Origin of the sequence: Pelagimonas varians, assembly GCF_003208435.1 — a bacterium.
GTDB classification, from domain to species: domain Bacteria; phylum Pseudomonadota; class Alphaproteobacteria; order Rhodobacterales; family Rhodobacteraceae; genus Pelagimonas; species Pelagimonas varians.
The window spans coordinates 1-14,469 of the sequence record NZ_QKMF01000006.1 but is presented as its reverse complement, the minus strand read 5'-3'; the positions used below and the strand labels follow the sequence as shown (position 1 = coordinate 14,469).

23 protein-coding genes are annotated in these 14,469 nt (G+C 54.2%); 2 read left to right on the top strand and 21 right to left on the bottom strand.

All coding sequences use genetic code 11. The features are described from left to right. Window positions 1-6 precede the first annotated feature (6 nt). The 16 genes from rpsH to rplB all read right to left on the bottom strand — a co-directional run bounded on the left by rpsH (window position 7) and on the right by rplB (window position 8,193). A complete protein-coding gene (rpsH, locus tag C8N36_RS09430) occupies window positions 7-399 on the bottom strand; it encodes a 30S ribosomal protein S8 (protein ID WP_097803759.1) in 393 nt (130 codons plus the stop codon). A 13-nt stretch (window positions 400-412) separates the two neighbouring features. After that, window positions 413-718 (bottom strand): 30S ribosomal protein S14, encoded by a 306-nt coding sequence (gene rpsN, locus C8N36_RS09425; RefSeq protein WP_097803760.1) that lies wholly within the window; start codon window positions 716-718, stop codon window positions 413-415. A 14-nt stretch (window positions 719-732) separates the two neighbouring features. Further along, the gene (gene rplE / locus C8N36_RS09420) at window positions 733-1,293 is read right to left on the bottom strand and encodes a 50S ribosomal protein L5 (RefSeq protein WP_097803761.1); all 561 of its coding nucleotides are present in this window, start codon (window positions 1,291-1,293) and stop codon (window positions 733-735) included. After that, the gene (gene rplX / locus C8N36_RS09415) at window positions 1,286-1,597 is read right to left on the bottom strand and encodes a 50S ribosomal protein L24 (RefSeq protein ID WP_097803762.1); all 312 of its coding nucleotides are present in this window, start codon (window positions 1,595-1,597) and stop codon (window positions 1,286-1,288) included. Before rplX ends, rplE begins: the two co-directional genes overlap by 8 nt. Before the next feature lies 1 nt (window position 1,598). Then, window positions 1,599-1,967 (bottom strand): 50S ribosomal protein L14, encoded by a 369-nt coding sequence (gene rplN / locus C8N36_RS09410; protein ID WP_097803763.1) that lies wholly within the window; start codon window positions 1,965-1,967, stop codon window positions 1,599-1,601. Window positions 1,968-2,042: 75 nt separating this feature from the next. Further along, on the bottom strand, window positions 2,043-2,273 hold the full coding sequence (gene rpsQ, locus C8N36_RS09405) for a 30S ribosomal protein S17 (protein ID WP_097803764.1): 231 nt from the start codon (window positions 2,271-2,273) through the stop codon (window positions 2,043-2,045). Window positions 2,274-2,276: 3 nt separating this feature from the next. Continuing rightward, on the bottom strand, window positions 2,277-2,483 hold the full coding sequence (gene rpmC, locus C8N36_RS09400) for a 50S ribosomal protein L29 (protein WP_097803765.1): 207 nt from the start codon (window positions 2,481-2,483) through the stop codon (window positions 2,277-2,279). 303 nt (window positions 2,484-2,786) lie between these two features. Then, window positions 2,787-3,467 carry an HTTM domain-containing protein gene (locus tag C8N36_RS09395; protein WP_245910779.1) on the bottom strand — a complete coding sequence of 227 codons (681 nt, stop codon included), beginning with the start codon at window positions 3,465-3,467 and terminating at the stop codon, window positions 2,787-2,789. Then, window positions 3,464-3,883: a hypothetical protein gene (locus C8N36_RS09390; RefSeq protein ID WP_097803766.1), complete on the bottom strand. Its 420-nt coding sequence runs from the start codon at window positions 3,881-3,883 to the stop codon at window positions 3,464-3,466. The genes C8N36_RS09395 and C8N36_RS09390 overlap by 4 nt, the downstream gene beginning before the upstream one ends. Window positions 3,884-4,001: 118 nt before the next feature. Continuing rightward, entirely contained in the window at window positions 4,002-4,625 is a 624-nt protein-coding gene (locus tag C8N36_RS09385) for a TIGR02466 family protein (protein ID WP_097803767.1), read from the bottom strand. Between the two features lie 121 nt (window positions 4,626-4,746). Further along, entirely contained in the window at window positions 4,747-5,418 is a 672-nt protein-coding gene (locus tag C8N36_RS09380; protein WP_141467980.1) for a hypothetical protein, read from the bottom strand. Between the two features lie 131 nt (window positions 5,419-5,549). Then, window positions 5,550-5,963 (bottom strand): 50S ribosomal protein L16, encoded by a 414-nt coding sequence (rplP, locus tag C8N36_RS09370; protein ID WP_097803770.1) that lies wholly within the window; start codon window positions 5,961-5,963, stop codon window positions 5,550-5,552. Between the two features lie 2 nt (window positions 5,964-5,965). Beyond that, window positions 5,966-6,685, bottom strand: coding sequence for a 30S ribosomal protein S3 (rpsC, locus tag C8N36_RS09365; RefSeq protein WP_097803771.1), 720 nt, complete (start codon window positions 6,683-6,685; stop codon window positions 5,966-5,968). Beyond that, window positions 6,685-7,065: a 50S ribosomal protein L22 gene (gene rplV, locus C8N36_RS09360; protein ID WP_097803772.1), complete on the bottom strand. Its 381-nt coding sequence runs from the start codon at window positions 7,063-7,065 to the stop codon at window positions 6,685-6,687. The genes rpsC and rplV overlap by 1 nt, the downstream gene beginning before the upstream one ends. Before the next feature lie 3 nt (window positions 7,066-7,068). Further along, window positions 7,069-7,347, bottom strand: a complete 279-nt coding sequence (gene rpsS, locus C8N36_RS09355) for a 30S ribosomal protein S19 (protein ID WP_097803773.1) — start codon at window positions 7,345-7,347, stop codon at window positions 7,069-7,071. Window positions 7,348-7,350: 3 nt separating this feature from the next. Next, window positions 7,351-8,193, bottom strand: a complete 843-nt coding sequence (gene rplB, locus C8N36_RS09350) for a 50S ribosomal protein L2 (protein ID WP_097803774.1) — start codon at window positions 8,191-8,193, stop codon at window positions 7,351-7,353. A gap of 369 nt (window positions 8,194-8,562) precedes the next feature. Here rplB and C8N36_RS09345 point away from each other — a divergent pair, with 369 nt between their 5' ends. Next, the gene (locus C8N36_RS09345) at window positions 8,563-9,231 is read left to right on the top strand and encodes a LysE family translocator (protein WP_306456905.1); all 669 of its coding nucleotides are present in this window, start codon (window positions 8,563-8,565) and stop codon (window positions 9,229-9,231) included. Window positions 9,232-9,290: 59 nt separating this feature from the next. Then, window positions 9,291-10,031: a sulfite exporter TauE/SafE family protein gene (locus C8N36_RS09340; protein ID WP_097803776.1), complete on the top strand. Its 741-nt coding sequence runs from the start codon at window positions 9,291-9,293 to the stop codon at window positions 10,029-10,031. 85 nt (window positions 10,032-10,116) lie between these two features. Here C8N36_RS09340 and C8N36_RS09335 read toward each other — a convergent pair whose 3' ends face one another. The 5 genes from C8N36_RS09335 to rpsJ all read right to left on the bottom strand — a co-directional run bounded on the left by C8N36_RS09335 (window position 10,117) and on the right by rpsJ (window position 12,899). Beyond that, window positions 10,117-10,800, bottom strand: coding sequence for an aquaporin (locus C8N36_RS09335; RefSeq protein WP_097803777.1), 684 nt, complete (start codon window positions 10,798-10,800; stop codon window positions 10,117-10,119). A gap of 160 nt (window positions 10,801-10,960) precedes the next feature. Further along, window positions 10,961-11,257 (bottom strand): 50S ribosomal protein L23, encoded by a 297-nt coding sequence (locus C8N36_RS09330; RefSeq protein ID WP_097803778.1) that lies wholly within the window; start codon window positions 11,255-11,257, stop codon window positions 10,961-10,963. After that, window positions 11,254-11,871, bottom strand: coding sequence for a 50S ribosomal protein L4 (gene rplD / locus C8N36_RS09325; protein WP_097803779.1), 618 nt, complete (start codon window positions 11,869-11,871; stop codon window positions 11,254-11,256). The genes C8N36_RS09330 and rplD overlap by 4 nt, the downstream gene beginning before the upstream one ends. Next, window positions 11,868-12,584 (bottom strand): 50S ribosomal protein L3, encoded by a 717-nt coding sequence (gene rplC, locus C8N36_RS09320; protein WP_097803780.1) that lies wholly within the window; start codon window positions 12,582-12,584, stop codon window positions 11,868-11,870. The genes rplD and rplC overlap by 4 nt, the downstream gene beginning before the upstream one ends. Before the next feature lie 9 nt (window positions 12,585-12,593). After that, complete coding sequence (gene rpsJ, locus C8N36_RS09315) at window positions 12,594-12,899, bottom strand: 30S ribosomal protein S10 (RefSeq protein ID WP_097803781.1); 306 nt, start codon at window positions 12,897-12,899, stop codon at window positions 12,594-12,596. Between the last annotated feature and the right edge of the window lie 1,570 nt (window positions 12,900-14,469).

Below are 14,469 nucleotides of genomic sequence, written 5' to 3'. Positions count from 1 at the left end.
CCCTCCTTAGAAGACGGTGCAGAGCACTTCGCCGCCAATATTGGCTGCGCGTGCTTTTGCATCCGACATCACACCCTGAGAGGTGGAGACAATCGAGACACCCAGACCCTGACGGACCTGTGGGATCTCCTTAACGCCCATGTAAACACGACGGCCAGGCTTTGAAACCCGTGCCAATTCGCGAATAACTGGTTCGCCATCATAATACTTCAGGCTGATTTCGAAGGTCGGGTGACCTGCGGAATCCGTGCCACTTTCGTAGCCGCGGATATAGCCTTCGGATGCCAAAACGTCCAAAACGCGTGCGCGCTTGTTGGAAGCTGGTGTCAAAACGGTGGATTTACCACGCATCTGCGAGTTGCGGATACGAGTTAGCATATCGCCGATAGGATCGTTCATATTCTACTCTCCCTTACCAGCTTGACTTGACCATACCGGGCAGCATGCCGGTCGAACCGAGTTCGCGCAGGGCGATACGGCTGACTTTGAGCTTACGGTAATAGGCATGAGGACGACCGGTCAGCTGGCAGCGGTTGTGCAAGCGTGTGGCCGAAGAGTTGCGTGGAAGTTTCGCCAGTTTCAGACGCGCTTTGAAACGCTCTTCCATCGGCTTCGATTCGTCGTTGGCGATTTCTTTAAGCTCGGCGCGCTTGGCGGCGTATTTTGCCACCAGACGCTCGCGCTTTTTCTCGCGTTCGATCATGGATTTTTTTGCCATGTCTGTGGATCCCCTTACGCGTTGAAAGGCATGTTGAAATGCTTCAACAGCGCTTTGGCTTCCGCGTCGTCGTCCGCGGTCGTGGTGATGATGATGTCCATGCCCCAGACTTCGTCGACTTTGTCGAAATCAATCTCGGGGAAGACGATGTGTTCCTTCAGGCCCATGGCAAAGTTGCCACGACCGTCAAACGAAGGTTTCACGCCACGGAAGTCACGAATGCGAGGCATTGCAACAGTGGTCAGACGGTCAAGAAATTCGTACATACGGTCACCGCGAAGGGTTACCTTTGTACCAATGATCATGCCTTCACGCAGGCGGAACGGCGCGTGGCTGTTCTTGGCCTTTGTACCGACGGCCTGTTGACCAGCGATTGTTGTCAGATCTTCGATCGCCGATTTGGCTTTCTTGGAATCACGTACCGCTTCGGCACCACAACCAATGTTCAGAACGATTTTATCCAGACGCGGGATCTGCATGTCGTTCTTGTAGCCGAATTCTTCTTTCAGCTTGGCGCGGATTTCGTCGCGGAACTTCGTCTTAAGACGCGGGGTATACTTTTGCTCATCAAGCATCGATTACATCCCCTGTGGTCTTGGCGAAACGAACCTTCTTGTCACCTTCCATGCGGAAGCCAACGCGGGTTGCTTTGCCGTTTGCATCAACAAGTGCCAGGTTCGACAGCTGGATTGGCAGGGCCTTAGGAAGGCGGCCGCCCTGAGCTGTTTGCGACTGACGCTGGTGACGGATCGCAACATTCACGCCGTCAACAATGGCTTTACCAGCAGCTGGGTTCACCGAAGTGATCTCGCCGGTTTTGCCTTTGTCTTTGCCAGCAAGAACGATGACTTTGTCACCCTTTTTCAACTTAGCAGCCATCTTACAGCACCTCCGGGGCGAGTGAGATGATCTTCATGAAGTTCTTTGCGCGCAGTTCACGAACGACTGGGCCAAAGATACGCGTGCCAACCGGCTCACCTGCAGTGTTCAAGATCACTGCAGCGTTGCGGTCAAAACGGATGGCGGTGCCATCATCACGACGAACTTCTTTTGCGGTGCGAACGACAACGGCCTTACGGACGTCACCCTTTTTAACGCGACCACGTGGAATGGCCTCTTTGACCGATACGACGATGATATCGCCGACCGATGCGTAGCGGCGATGCGAGCCGCCGAGGACCTTGATGCACTGAACTTTCCGGGCACCGGAGTTGTCAGCTACATCCAGATTGGTCTGCATCTGGATCATATAGTTTCTCCCGACCTATGGGGGCTGTTCTCGTTAGCTCCCCCAGGGTTTCGATGAATGCCAAAAGGCTCTGGCTTAGTCAGCCAGAACCTCCCAACGTTTCGTTTTCGAGCGAGGCGCACATTCAATGATGCGAACCATATCGCCGACTGCGAACTTTTCCGCCTCGTCGTGAGCACGGTATTTCTTGTTACGCTTCACGGTCTTTTGCATGACCGGATGCTTAAAACGGCGCTCAACCGAGACAGTTACAGTCTGGGTGTTGGCAGTGGAGGTTACAGTGCCAGTAAGGATACGCTTGGGCATTGCTTACGCCTCCGCTGCGGCAGCTGCCGCTTTTTGATTCAAAATGGTGTTTACACGGGCAACGCTGCGGCGAACTTCGCGCATGCGAGCAGTGTTTTCCAGCGCGCCAGATGCGGCTTGGAAGCGGAGGTTGAAGGCCTCCTTTTTGAGCTGAACGAGATCTTCCCGGAGTTGATCCGGTGTCTTGTCCATAAGTTCTTGGGCGTTCATTCGCCTGTTCCTTTTGGTTTCCACCAGAGAGCCCCGGTCATTTGCGTCCGGGTCACCCTAAATCTGGTGAGGTGGTTTACAGTCAACGTAGAAGCCACGCGCAAGGCGCACTGATTCCGTTTTTCCGTGCATGAAGGGTGCCTATACGCCCGCCAGAAGATTCTGGCAAGGGCCTTTGGAGACCTTATCCAACCCAAAGAAGCCTGTGACGAAAATAGTGGCTTTTTCCTTGCCAGCAAGGCGGAATTGAGAGAGGCAGTCCTGCGATCATAGCGCAAATTTTGGCCATTTTGCCCAGCCTCGTTAGCCGATAATCCTATCTTGAAACCAGATCAGTGATGGATAGGCGCAAATCCAGATCCAGAAAAACCGGTTCAAGCCGAAAAGACAGGCATTCGTTAAATGAAACGCGGCTGCGACCAGCAATCCAAATAGCAAAGCTGTGGAATGCATCAGCGTCAAAGGGAACAAGACCTCAAACCCCATAACAGCCCAAGACATTCCCCATAGCAACCGAGGATGGGTCGCGAAACCACGCAACGATGTTGATACCGGATAAGCCGAAAAGAGAAATACATCTTGCAGCGCTTGTCCGGTCCGCCATTCCTGATTGATGATCTTGATGTATCCGGAGACAAAGTATGACAGAACCAACTGCACCGCCAAATAGGACAACGCCATATCCTGCCAGAGCGGGCTAGGAGCGATATAGAAAGCGCTTAGGCAGGCTAAAATCAGCATGGTCATCTTGTCCGAACCGCCGTTGTACGGACCGTCAAAGCGATGCAACAGCGCGATGCCGTAAGCAAACAATCCCCAAGTCGCCAACGCAGGATATAGGCCAAGGATCAGCATTCCGCACAGGACTAGGCGCAAGGCAAGCAGAGCCCTCAGGGATCGGTCCGCCAGGTGCTCCAACGTTTGTTGACCGACCACCAAACCCAACATCGGGCCCATGATCTGAACGGTTTCTGCTGACGTCACGCCGCACCTTTGCCAATGGGCAAAAGAGGGCTTTGGTATTCCAAGAAGCGGATGATCTTCTTGCCATCACGCTGCAAAAAGAGCAGGCGGTATTCGAACGCGCCTTCACGACCGGACAGAGTAGCGCCTACCAAACGCGCCAGCTCCTGTGTGGAATGCTTGGTTTCCGCCTCTGCCAAGCGCTCAGAGAGGCTAACCATATATAGCTTGTTGTTGCGCTGCGGGTTCCAGAACAGCCGGGCGATCATTGCGCCAAGGCCAATGTGATCCGGTTCCGGGTGACTGCAGACCCAATCCGAGGTGTGTCCATCTATCGTGACCCGAACTTCGACGCGCGGAGATGCCGCCACGGTTTTGAAAAACCGCCATGAAGGCAGCAATACAGGCAACAGAAGATTGATTGTTTTGAATAGCACAGTCAGCTCGGATCACTCATCAGAGCTGAAGGTTACGGCAGGACAATTACCAAAGCATTGCAGAGCCTCCAATTCCAGAGACCTAGCAATGCTTATTCATCAATCACGCCCTGAGGCGTCATTCCCACTTGTAGTTGAAGCTCACGCTGATGCGGTTGTCTTCTTCGGCTAGGTTCATTGGTACTTCGTGGCGCAGCCAACTTTCCCAAAGCAGCACGTCGCCAACCTTGGGGGCCTGATAGACAAAAGCTTTCAGGTCCTCGCGGGCCGTCTTTTTGCGGGGCGGGGCAGCCATCATCATCGGCAAACGCGGATCTTCAAGTTTGAGCGCGCTCGCACCTTCTGGCATCTCAACATAGGTTGTACCCGAAATCACCGAATGGGGATGGATGTGGTTCGAATGCATGCCGCCGGGGGGCAGGATGTTGATCCAGATATCCTCAAGGCTAAGCCCCTTGTCGCCCAGATCGAAATCAAGTTCCTCGACAAAGGCCGCGACATGCTGATCCAGTGCGTCGACAAGGGTCTTAAAGATGGGGAACCGCCACGGCAAATCCGTCAAGGATGCATAGGATGTGTAGCCCGGATAGCCCTCGTTCTCGCACCACTCCTGACCGGCTTCATCATCCTCGGCAATGGAATAGCACGACGCCTCAAGGACAGCTGGGTCGATGGGATCGCCAAATTCAGAAAGTTCGGCGCGGTACAGGCGGGTCGCAAACAGCGATTTGATCTCGGACATGAATGCCCTCCTCAGCTTAGGTGGCCTTTAGCTGAAGTAGCGACAGGGCTCACCCCTCGCAATACCAAACGGCAGGTGCTGCAAATATGCCCCATGCGTGTAGCCATATCAGAAAAGAACCCTAGACGAAGATCTCGCCTGACGGGCTCAGAAAAACTGCGTTTGCCAAGTTGTCGGTGGGTAGAAATGCGCGGGCGGCTCCATCTGGGAACTTTGGCCTTTGCGCGGGATCTTTGGCGATCCTCAAGGAGGCACCATTGTCAAACTCCAGCGCCAACGCGTGCGCCGCAAACATCGCCTCTGTTATCTCGGCTCCCATAAGGCGGTCGGACATCGCGGCATCGTCGCCGTTTTGAATCCAAGCCCGTGTGTCACGTTCATCCTCAAGAATACGACCATCCAAAGACAACCAAGACCGCGCCATATGGACGGGGACAACCAGCCAGTGCTCGTCTTCGAATAGAAGGCCGAAAAAGCCATGAGTTCCGACACCGTAGGACCCCAGAGAGATCATGGCTGCGGCAACCTTGCGGCCCTTCAAATCGGTTGATTGAATTGGCGTGATATCCAGCGCCTTCATCTCGTAGTCACCCAGCATTCCACCTTGCATGTCTTCTGGCAGGGGCCGGTTGAGGTCCGGTATCATGTAATCGCCGGTAATGATTGGGGACTGATCAGGCAAGGTGCTGGCGAACCGTTTGGTTTCCTGTGTCACCAGCTGTTTGGCCAAGGGATTTCCACGCTTGGCCGCAGACATGACGGCAAGGGTCACTTTGCCTTTGAGATGTGACAACACTGGACAGCCTCCCCTTCCGGTTGTGGGCGCACAGTATCCGATTTTTCAAAAAGCAAAACCCCCGGCGCATGAAGCGCCGGGGGTTTTGTTAATCTTGGCACTGGAAGGGGGCGAACCCCCTGCGCAGTTTACCAGTCTTCGCGGATGACTACGCGGGTTTTCACCGGCAGTTTCATCGCGGCCAGACGCAGAGCCTCACGGGCGACATCTTCGGATACACCGTCGATTTCGAACATGATGCGGCCCGGCTTAACCTTACAGGCCCAACGGTCCACAGAACCCTTACCTTTACCCATACGAACTTCGATAGGCTTGGCAGTGATAGGTGTGTCTGGGAAGATGCGGATCCAAACGTTACCTTGACGCTTCATATGACGAGTCATGGCACGACGTGCAGCTTCGATCTGACGGGCAGTTACGCGCTCAGGCTCAAGAGCCTTAAGACCGTAAGTGCCGAACGTTACATCGGAACCACCTTTGGCAAGGCCTTTGATACGGCCTTTGAACATCTTGCGGAATTTAGTACGCTTTGGCTGAAGCATGATTACCCCCGGTTATCACGACGACCACCTGCACCGCGAGGTGCTGGGCCATCTTGAACTTCTTGCGATTTACGATCGCGTGCCGCCGGGTCGTGCTCCATGATCTCACCCTTGAAGATCCAGACCTTGATACCAATGATACCATAGGCGGTCGAAGCTTCGACTTGGGCGTGATCGATGTCAGCACGCAGCGTGTGAAGGGGCACTCGGCCCTCGCGGTACCATTCGGTACGCGCGATTTCTGCACCGCCCAAACGACCAGCAACGTTCACCCGGATACCCAGGGCGCCCATACGCATGGCGTTTTGAACAGCGCGCTTCATCGCACGGCGGAAAGACACACGGCGTTCCAGCTGCTGAGCAATGCTCTCACCAACAAGCTGGGCGTCCAGCTCGGGCTTGCGCACTTCAACGATGTTCAGGTGCACTTCGCTGTCGGTCATAGCCGCCAGCTTCTTGCGCAGAACTTCGATGTCAGCACCTTTTTTGCCGATGATCACACCCGGACGCGCTGTGTGTACAGATACACGGCACTTCTTGTGAGGGCGTTCAATGATCACGCGGGCAATACCGGCCTGCTTACACTCTTTGTGGATGAAATCGCGGATCGCGAGGTCTTCCAACAGCAGATCACCGTAGTCTTTGGTGTCAGCGTACCAACGGCTGTCCCAGGTGCGGTTCACCTGCAGACGCATACCGATCGGGTTTGTTTTATTACCCATTAGGCTTGCTCCTCAACCTGACGCACCTTGATGGTGAGTTCCGAGAACGGCTTGTTGATCCGACCAAAACGACCACGCGCCCGAGGACGACCGCGCTTCATGATCAGGTTCTTACCAACATAGGCCTCGGCGACGACGAGTTCGTCAACGTCCAGACCGTGATTGTTCTCAGCGTTTGCAATGGCGGACTGCAGGCACTTTTTCACATCTTCGGCGATCCGCTTCTTAGAGAAGGTCAGATCGACAAGAGCGCGATCAACTTTTTTGCCACGAATAAGTTGGGCAACAAGGTTGAGTTTCTGCGGCGAGGTGCGCAGCATGCGCAGCTTTGCCATCGCTTCGTTGTCCGCCACGCGGCGGGGATTTTTATCCTTGCCCATGGCTTATTTCCTTTTGGCTTTTTTGTCGGCCGCGTGACCATAATAGGTACGCGTTGGCGAATATTCACCGAACTTCTGACCAATCATGTCCTCAGTGATGTTCACTGGGATATGCTTGTGACCGTTATACACGGCAAAAGTCAGACCGACGAATTGCGGCAGGATTGTCGAACGACGCGACCAGATCTTGATAACTTCGTTCTTGCCCGAGTCGCGTGCTTTTTCGGCCTTTTTCAGGACGTAGGCATCGACAAATGGGCCCTTCCAAACAGAGCGAGACATTAATTAGCGTCCCTTCTTCTTGGCGTGGCGCGAGCGGATGATCAGCTTCTGCGACGCTTTGTTGGTATTGCGGGTACGCTTGCCCTTGGTCGGTTTACCCCAAGGCGAAACAGGGTGACGACCACCCGATGTCCGGCCTTCACCACCACCATGTGGGTGATCGATTGGGTTCATTACGACACCACGAACGCTCGGACGGATGCCTTTGTGGCGCATACGGCCGGCTTTACCGAAGTTCTGGTTTGAGTTGTCAGGGTTGGACACAGCACCGATGGTGGCCATGCATTCCTGACGAACCAAGCGCAGTTCACCCGAGCTGAGGCGGATCTGGGCGTAGCCACCGTCACGACCAACAAACTGGGCATAAGTACCAGCTGCACGCGCGATTTGACCACCTTTACCAGGCTTCATTTCGATGTTGTGAACAATAGTACCGATCGGCATGCCGCTGAAGGGCATCGCGTTACCGGGCTTGATGTCGGCCTTGGCGCTTGCAACAACGCGGTCACCAATGGCGAGACGCTGAGGTGCAAGAATATAGGCCTGTTCGCCATCGTCATATTGAACGAGTGCGATAAATGCGGTCCGGTTAGGGTCATATTCAATACGTGCAACAGTTGCTGTCACGTCGAATTTGTTCCGCTTAAAATCTACGATACGATAGAGGCGCTTTGCCCCACCGCCTTTGCGACGCATCGTGATCCGTCCGGTGTTGTTACGACCGCCCTTTTTAGTCAGACCCTCAGTGAGTGCCTTGACAGGACGACCTTTCCACAGCTCCGAACGGTCGATCAGAACCAGCCCACGCTGGCCTGGCGTAGTCGGCTTATACGACTTTAATGCCATGCTTTCTGACTTCCGTTTTTCGACGAATTCCCCGAACGGGGCTCGCCTGTGTTTGGGGCGTTAGCCCCGGAGTATAGGGCCCCGAAGGTCCCCGACGAAAAGATCACAAGGCCCCAGAACGAATCTGGAGCCTTGGACATGGAGCGCGTCTATCAGGGAATCATGGGGTGGTCTATAGGCCCCACCTCTTTTTTGAGCTGCGCGTTCAAACTCCTCAAAATGCAGGGCCTGAACCTGTGGTCGAGCGTTCAGAATGAACCGGTGCGACAGGGGCGGCGGGGAAATAAATCGCCTCTCTTAAGCGCGATCAGGAAGGCGCATTTAACTCACGCTGGCGGCGCAGAACCCATAACGCAGCTTGGGGCCCTCATGGACACAACAGACCTATACAATACCGGTCCCGGCCCTCCCATTGCAAACCGCCTCCGAAAAGCTTATCCAATTCACATGTTAACCTTCGCCGCCGCAGTCTTTTTCTTGATTATCACACCCGGCCCCGGTGTGCTCTCTACTGCCGGGGTTGGGGCTGGGTTCGGCTTTCGGACCGGAGCGCGCTACGTCGGTGGGTTGTTCATTGGCACAAATCTGGTTGCCTTGGCTGTCGTCAGCGGCTTGGCGACTCTGATTATCGCTGACGAACGTATCCGGACGGTGTTTTTTATACTGTCTTTTGGATATGTCGCCTATCTTGCCCTGCGGATTGCTTTTGCTGGATCACGCATCGCATTTATTGAACGCGCTGATCCGCCCGGCATTTATGGTGGCATAGTGCTCCAGCTGTTTAACCCCAAGGCCTATGCCGTCAACACAGCACTCTTTACCGGCTTTGCCTTTTGGCCCGACTCTTATGTCGTCGAAGTTGGACTTAAATTTCTGATCGTCAATGCGATCTGGATTCCCATACATTTTCTCTGGCTGTGGGCTGGCGTATCACTCCACCGCCTGAACCTATCTGACCGCACGCATTCGGTCATAAATATAGCGATGGCCACCACTATGATGGCTGTTGTTCTGCTCGCCGTCTTGGCACAACGGTAAAAGCCAACCCGACACAAGGCACCCGAAACCGCCTAAATCCGCCAAATAAAGGTCAACGCATGGAATACTGGATTGTCGCAGGACTTGCGGCCTATTTGATGGGGCTGTCCAAGGGCGGCGTGCCGATGATTGCCATCCTCGCGGTTCCATTGATGTCGCTGTTCATGGATCCGGCTCAGGCAGCGGGTTTGTTGTTGCCGATCTATATCGTTGCGGATGCCTATGCAGTGTATCTGTTTCGCAAGGCATTTTCGGTTCGGAACCTCAAAATTCTAATGCCCGGAGCCATTGCAGGAATTCTTTTGGGATATGTCGCCGTAGCTCACGTGTCCGGAGATCTTGTCAAGCTCCTGGTCGCTGCTGTCGGCTTTTTGTATCTCGCCAATGCCTTGCGCGGCCGCTTGTCCAAAGGCGATGTTCCAGCAAAGCCTGCGGACATTCCGCGCGGTATTTTTTGGGGCACGTTGACCGGCCTGACCAGCTATATTTCTCATGCTGGCGGCCCGCCCTATCAGGCCTATGTCCTACCGCAACGTTTGGACAAAATGGTCTACCTCGGGACAACAACGATCCTGTTTTCTGCCATCAACCTGATGAAAGTTCCGCCCTTCATTATCGCGGGGCAAATCACGTGGGACAGCTTTACCCAAGCGATCTGGCTGGCCCCGATGGCCCTTGCCGGCGCATGGAGCGGTGCAACCGTTTCGAAGATTTTGTCAGAGCGCATGTTCTATCTGTTGGTGGAAATCGCTCTTGGTTTGGTGTCCTTCAAACTCTTGTACGAAGTTATCTTTGGTTGATCTTCTGTCTTTTTGAGCGCTGCTAACAAGAAAAAGCCCCCGCCTGACAGGGGGCTTTCCATTTTCGATACTCTGGCCGGCCCGTTTACTCTGGTGCTGTTAGCATTCCACTACGGAACAAAACACCTGCGGCGGCGGCACCCAAAATCGGGGCAACGATAAACAGCCAAAGCTGGCCAACCGCAGCTGATCCTGCAAACAAGGCTGGGCCAATCGACCGTGCCGGATTCACTGAAACACCAGTAACCTTGATCCCGACAAGGTGAATTGCCACCAAGGCAAGACCAATCGCCAAACCTGCCAACTGCGCCGGAGCCCCTGCACTGGTTGCGCCTAAAATCACCACCATAAACAGAAAAGTCGCCACCAGTTCAAAGACGAAGGCCGCCATCATGCCGTATTCAGCTTGATAACCCGCGCCCCATCCATTTTGGCCAAGCCCGTTGGCGGCGACGGTGTAATCCGCTTTGCCCGACGCAATCATCAACAAGACAGCCGCAGCCGCAACCGCACCGGCAACCTGCGCGACAATGTAAGTGATCGCCTCACCGACACTCATCCTGCCCGCGGCCACCATTCCCAAAGAAACCGCTGGGTTGATATGGCAGCCGGAAACGGACCCGATACCATAGGCCATTCCAATCAACGCCAAACCGAATGCAAAACTGATGCCAGTCAGGCCGATGTCATCTCCGGCAATCACCGCGGCCCCACACCCGAACAGGACCAAGGTAAAAGTCCCAAGAAATTCCGCTATTTGTTTGTTCATATTCCCTCACCACAAAGCTGTATGAAGAGAACATCTTATTTTGACGCCACGCGCATAAGGGGAAAGACAAATCTCATGGCTCACCTGTAGCCCATTCGCCACAACGAAAAAGGCCCCCTGCTTGCGCAGAGGGCCTTTTCAATGGCGATGCCAAACCTTCTTAGAGACCAGTGGTCACGTCGATGGTGTTGCCCTCTTCGAGCATTACATAGGCCTTTTTAACGTCTTTACGGCGACCGGTGGTGCCCTTGAAACGCTTGACTTTGCCTTTGGTGATTGTGGTGTTAACCGCTTTCACCTTCACACCAAAGAGAGCCTCAACGGCCTCTTTGATCTGTGGCTTGTTGCTATCGATGGCGACTTCGAAAACCACTGCACCGTTTTCGGATGCCATTGTGGTTTTCTCGGTTACGATCGGCTTGCGAACGATGTCGTAGTGTTGTGCTTTCGCGCTCATTTCAGGCGAGCCTCCAGTGCTTCGACACCCGCTTTTGTGAGCACAAGCGTGTCACGGCGCAGGATGTCATAAACGTTGGCACCCATGGTGGGCAGAACGTCCAGACCTTCGATGTTGCGAGCGGCCTTCAGGAATTCTTCGTTAACCGAAGCTCCGTCGATGACCAGCGCGCGCTTCCAACCCAGAGCCTTGATCTGATTTGCCAAGGTCTTGGTCTTGCCGTCGGTGTTGATGTCCTCGATCACAACCAGCGAACCAGTTGCAGCCTTAGCAGACAAAGCCATTTTCAGACCAAGTGCGCGGACTTTCTTTTGCAGGTCGTGACCGTGCGAACGCGGTGTTGGACCCTTATAGATGCCACCTTTACGGAAGATGGGCGCCTTGCGGGAACCGTGACGTGCGCCACCGGTGCCTTTTTGGCGATAGATCTTCTTGGTCGAGTAGCTAACTTCCGAGCGGGTCTTTACCTTGTGGGTACCGGCCTGCGCGTTGTTACGCTGCCAGCGAACCACACGGTGAAGGATGTCTGCACGCGGCTCAACGCCGAACAGTGCTTCGTCCAGATCCACCGAACCTACGGACGCGCCGTCAAGTTTGATCACATCAAGTTTCATGCTTCACCTCCTTCTGCAGGAGCTTCTGCAGGTGCGGCAGTTGCGCGAAGACCGGCCGGTGTTGGCACGTCATCGGGCAGCGGCTTTTTCACGGCGTCTTTGACCGTAACCCAACCACCTTTGGAACCAGGAACGGCGCCTTTGATCATCAAGATGCCGCGATCCGCGTCAGCTTTGACAACCTGAAGGTTTTGGGTGGTAACACGGGCTGCACCCATGTGACCGGCCATTTTCTTGCCTTTGAAAACCTTACCGGGATTCTGACACTGACCTGTCGAACCGTGCGAACGGTGGCTGATCGAAACACCGTGTGTCGCGCGCAGACCGCCAAAGTTCCAACGCTTCATGCCGCCTTGAAAACCTTTACCGATCGAGATGCCGGATACGTCAACGTACTGGCCCTCGTTATAGTGTTCAGCGGTAATTTCCGCGCCCACTTCGATCATGTTTTCAGGAGCAACGCGGAATTCAGCAACCTTGCGCTTGGGTTCAACATTCGCCTTGGCGAAGTGACCACGCATGGCTTTGCTTGTGCGTTTAACCTTGGCTGTGCCGGCACCCAGCTGAACAGCTGTGTAACCATTGTCTTCAGCAGTACGCTGAGCAACAACCTGCAGGTTTTCGAGTTGTAGAACAGTCACTGGGATCTGCTTGCCATCTTCCATGAAGACGCGAGTCATCCCGACTTTCTTTGCGATAATACCAGAGCGCATGTGACCCCCTTATACTTTGATCTCGACGTCAACGCCGGCGGCGAGGTCGAGTTTCATCAGGGCATCAACAGTCTGTGGAGTCGGGTCGACAATGTCGAGCATACGCTTGTGCGTACGGATCTCGAACTGGTCACGCGACTTTTTGTTTACGTGTGGACCACGTAGAACAGTAAACTTTTCGATCTTGTTGGGCAGCGGGATAGGACCGCGGACCGTGGCACCGGTACGTTTGGCTGTGTTGACGATCTCTTGTGTAGAGGCGTCGAGAACACGGTAGTCAAACGCTTTAAGCCGGATACGGATGTTCTGAGACATTGAACATACCTTTATTGGCGTTGGAGTTGAGAGGAGGACCCACGACCGCCGCAGACCTTCATCGAACCCAAAAGGCGGGAATCACCCCGCCTCGTTATTCCTCATAGGAACTTGGGCGGAGTACACGGGGTTCGGCAGTCTGGCAAGCAATAATAGTGGCACCGAATAGATTGATGTCCATTCCGCTGCGACAAGACCTCAAAGCGAGCCCGGATCCGTTTCGCATGCGCCAATTTTTGCGTATCAGCCAGAGTTGACAGGACCGTTACTTTTGCCCCCTGCGCACGTCTGGTACAATTGCCTTATTTAGTAACAGAAGAGGACGCAAAATGCGTTTCATATTTTTGGTCGCCCTTTCGACGTTTGTTGCCTCACTCGGTTTTTCTTCGACGGCGTATGCCAGCCTCGAAAGCGATATTGCGCGATACGCTCCGAACCAAGACCTATCTAACTTGACCGACTTTGACAGACAGCAAATCCAGATGATTTTGTCTAGCAGCGACTTTGAAGGCCACAAACGAAGCAAGATCCGCAACGTGGTTCGCAAGTCAAACAACTGACCACTGTATATAATGACTGCCTTCGACCGGAGCCTCCGGTCGAGGGAAAAAAGTGTTTAGCCCTCGATTGCACCCTCAATAACTAGCTTAGCACCTGCCGTCGGACAAAGCGCATCCCGCTACAAAGTCTAATGCGGCCGTTGGCCTCACGAACGATGAGGTAATGACAGCTTCCTTCTGTCGAAAAGTTGCTCCCTCCAAGTTAACAGATCTACCCTTATCATTTTCACAGGATGCGGCCAGCCGATCGACGGCGTGCAATCTGCATCCCTGATGTGTTCCGCGTTTAAGGATAGCCTGTGCTTCAAGGGAGAAGGCAAACGATGAGGTGAAGCCGCTTTTGTATGAACAGACCATTGGAGTATCGAAGGGGCATCAGGCTGGGCTTGGCGTGCAGAAGTTAGGCTGTATCGATCTACAGAGGCGGATGAACGAACAGCGCCTGCGTGAAAACTCTATCGATTTCGACAGCTGGACAGCCTGAAAGAACATGAAGGCTGGCAGCCGGATTGCGGAACGCGGAATCCGATCCACCTTCAACCAGACTGACATTTCTCTCACGGACAGATCCAGACACGCACCGGGCACAAGAACGCCGATGGCCTAGCCATCACGATCGAACCAAGGGTGATCGCTGGACGTGGTGTGACAGTCCACCTCGTGAGGGAAGCAACCGCATTTTGAGTGTGGTTGGCGGTGGTTGGGAAAACGTCACTGTCAGGTGAGTGCATTGGCGGCGGCACCGAGTTTCTCACCACCGCCCACAGTCCTGCCCCGCCGGTTCGACATCGACGGACAGCGGTATCCGGGCAACGAATCTCCAAAGCCTGAAAAGGGTCAACCAAAAATAGCGAATCCAATTGGGACGCGCTTCAAGATCTAGAAAACCTGTGCCACCAAACGCGCCCAATCCCCAGTTTATGTCATTGGATCACGAAACGGGATGTGCTGGCTCACGCGGTGGGGAGAAGTTTGCAACAAAAGCGGTGTTCGTGAATGCACACCTGTTG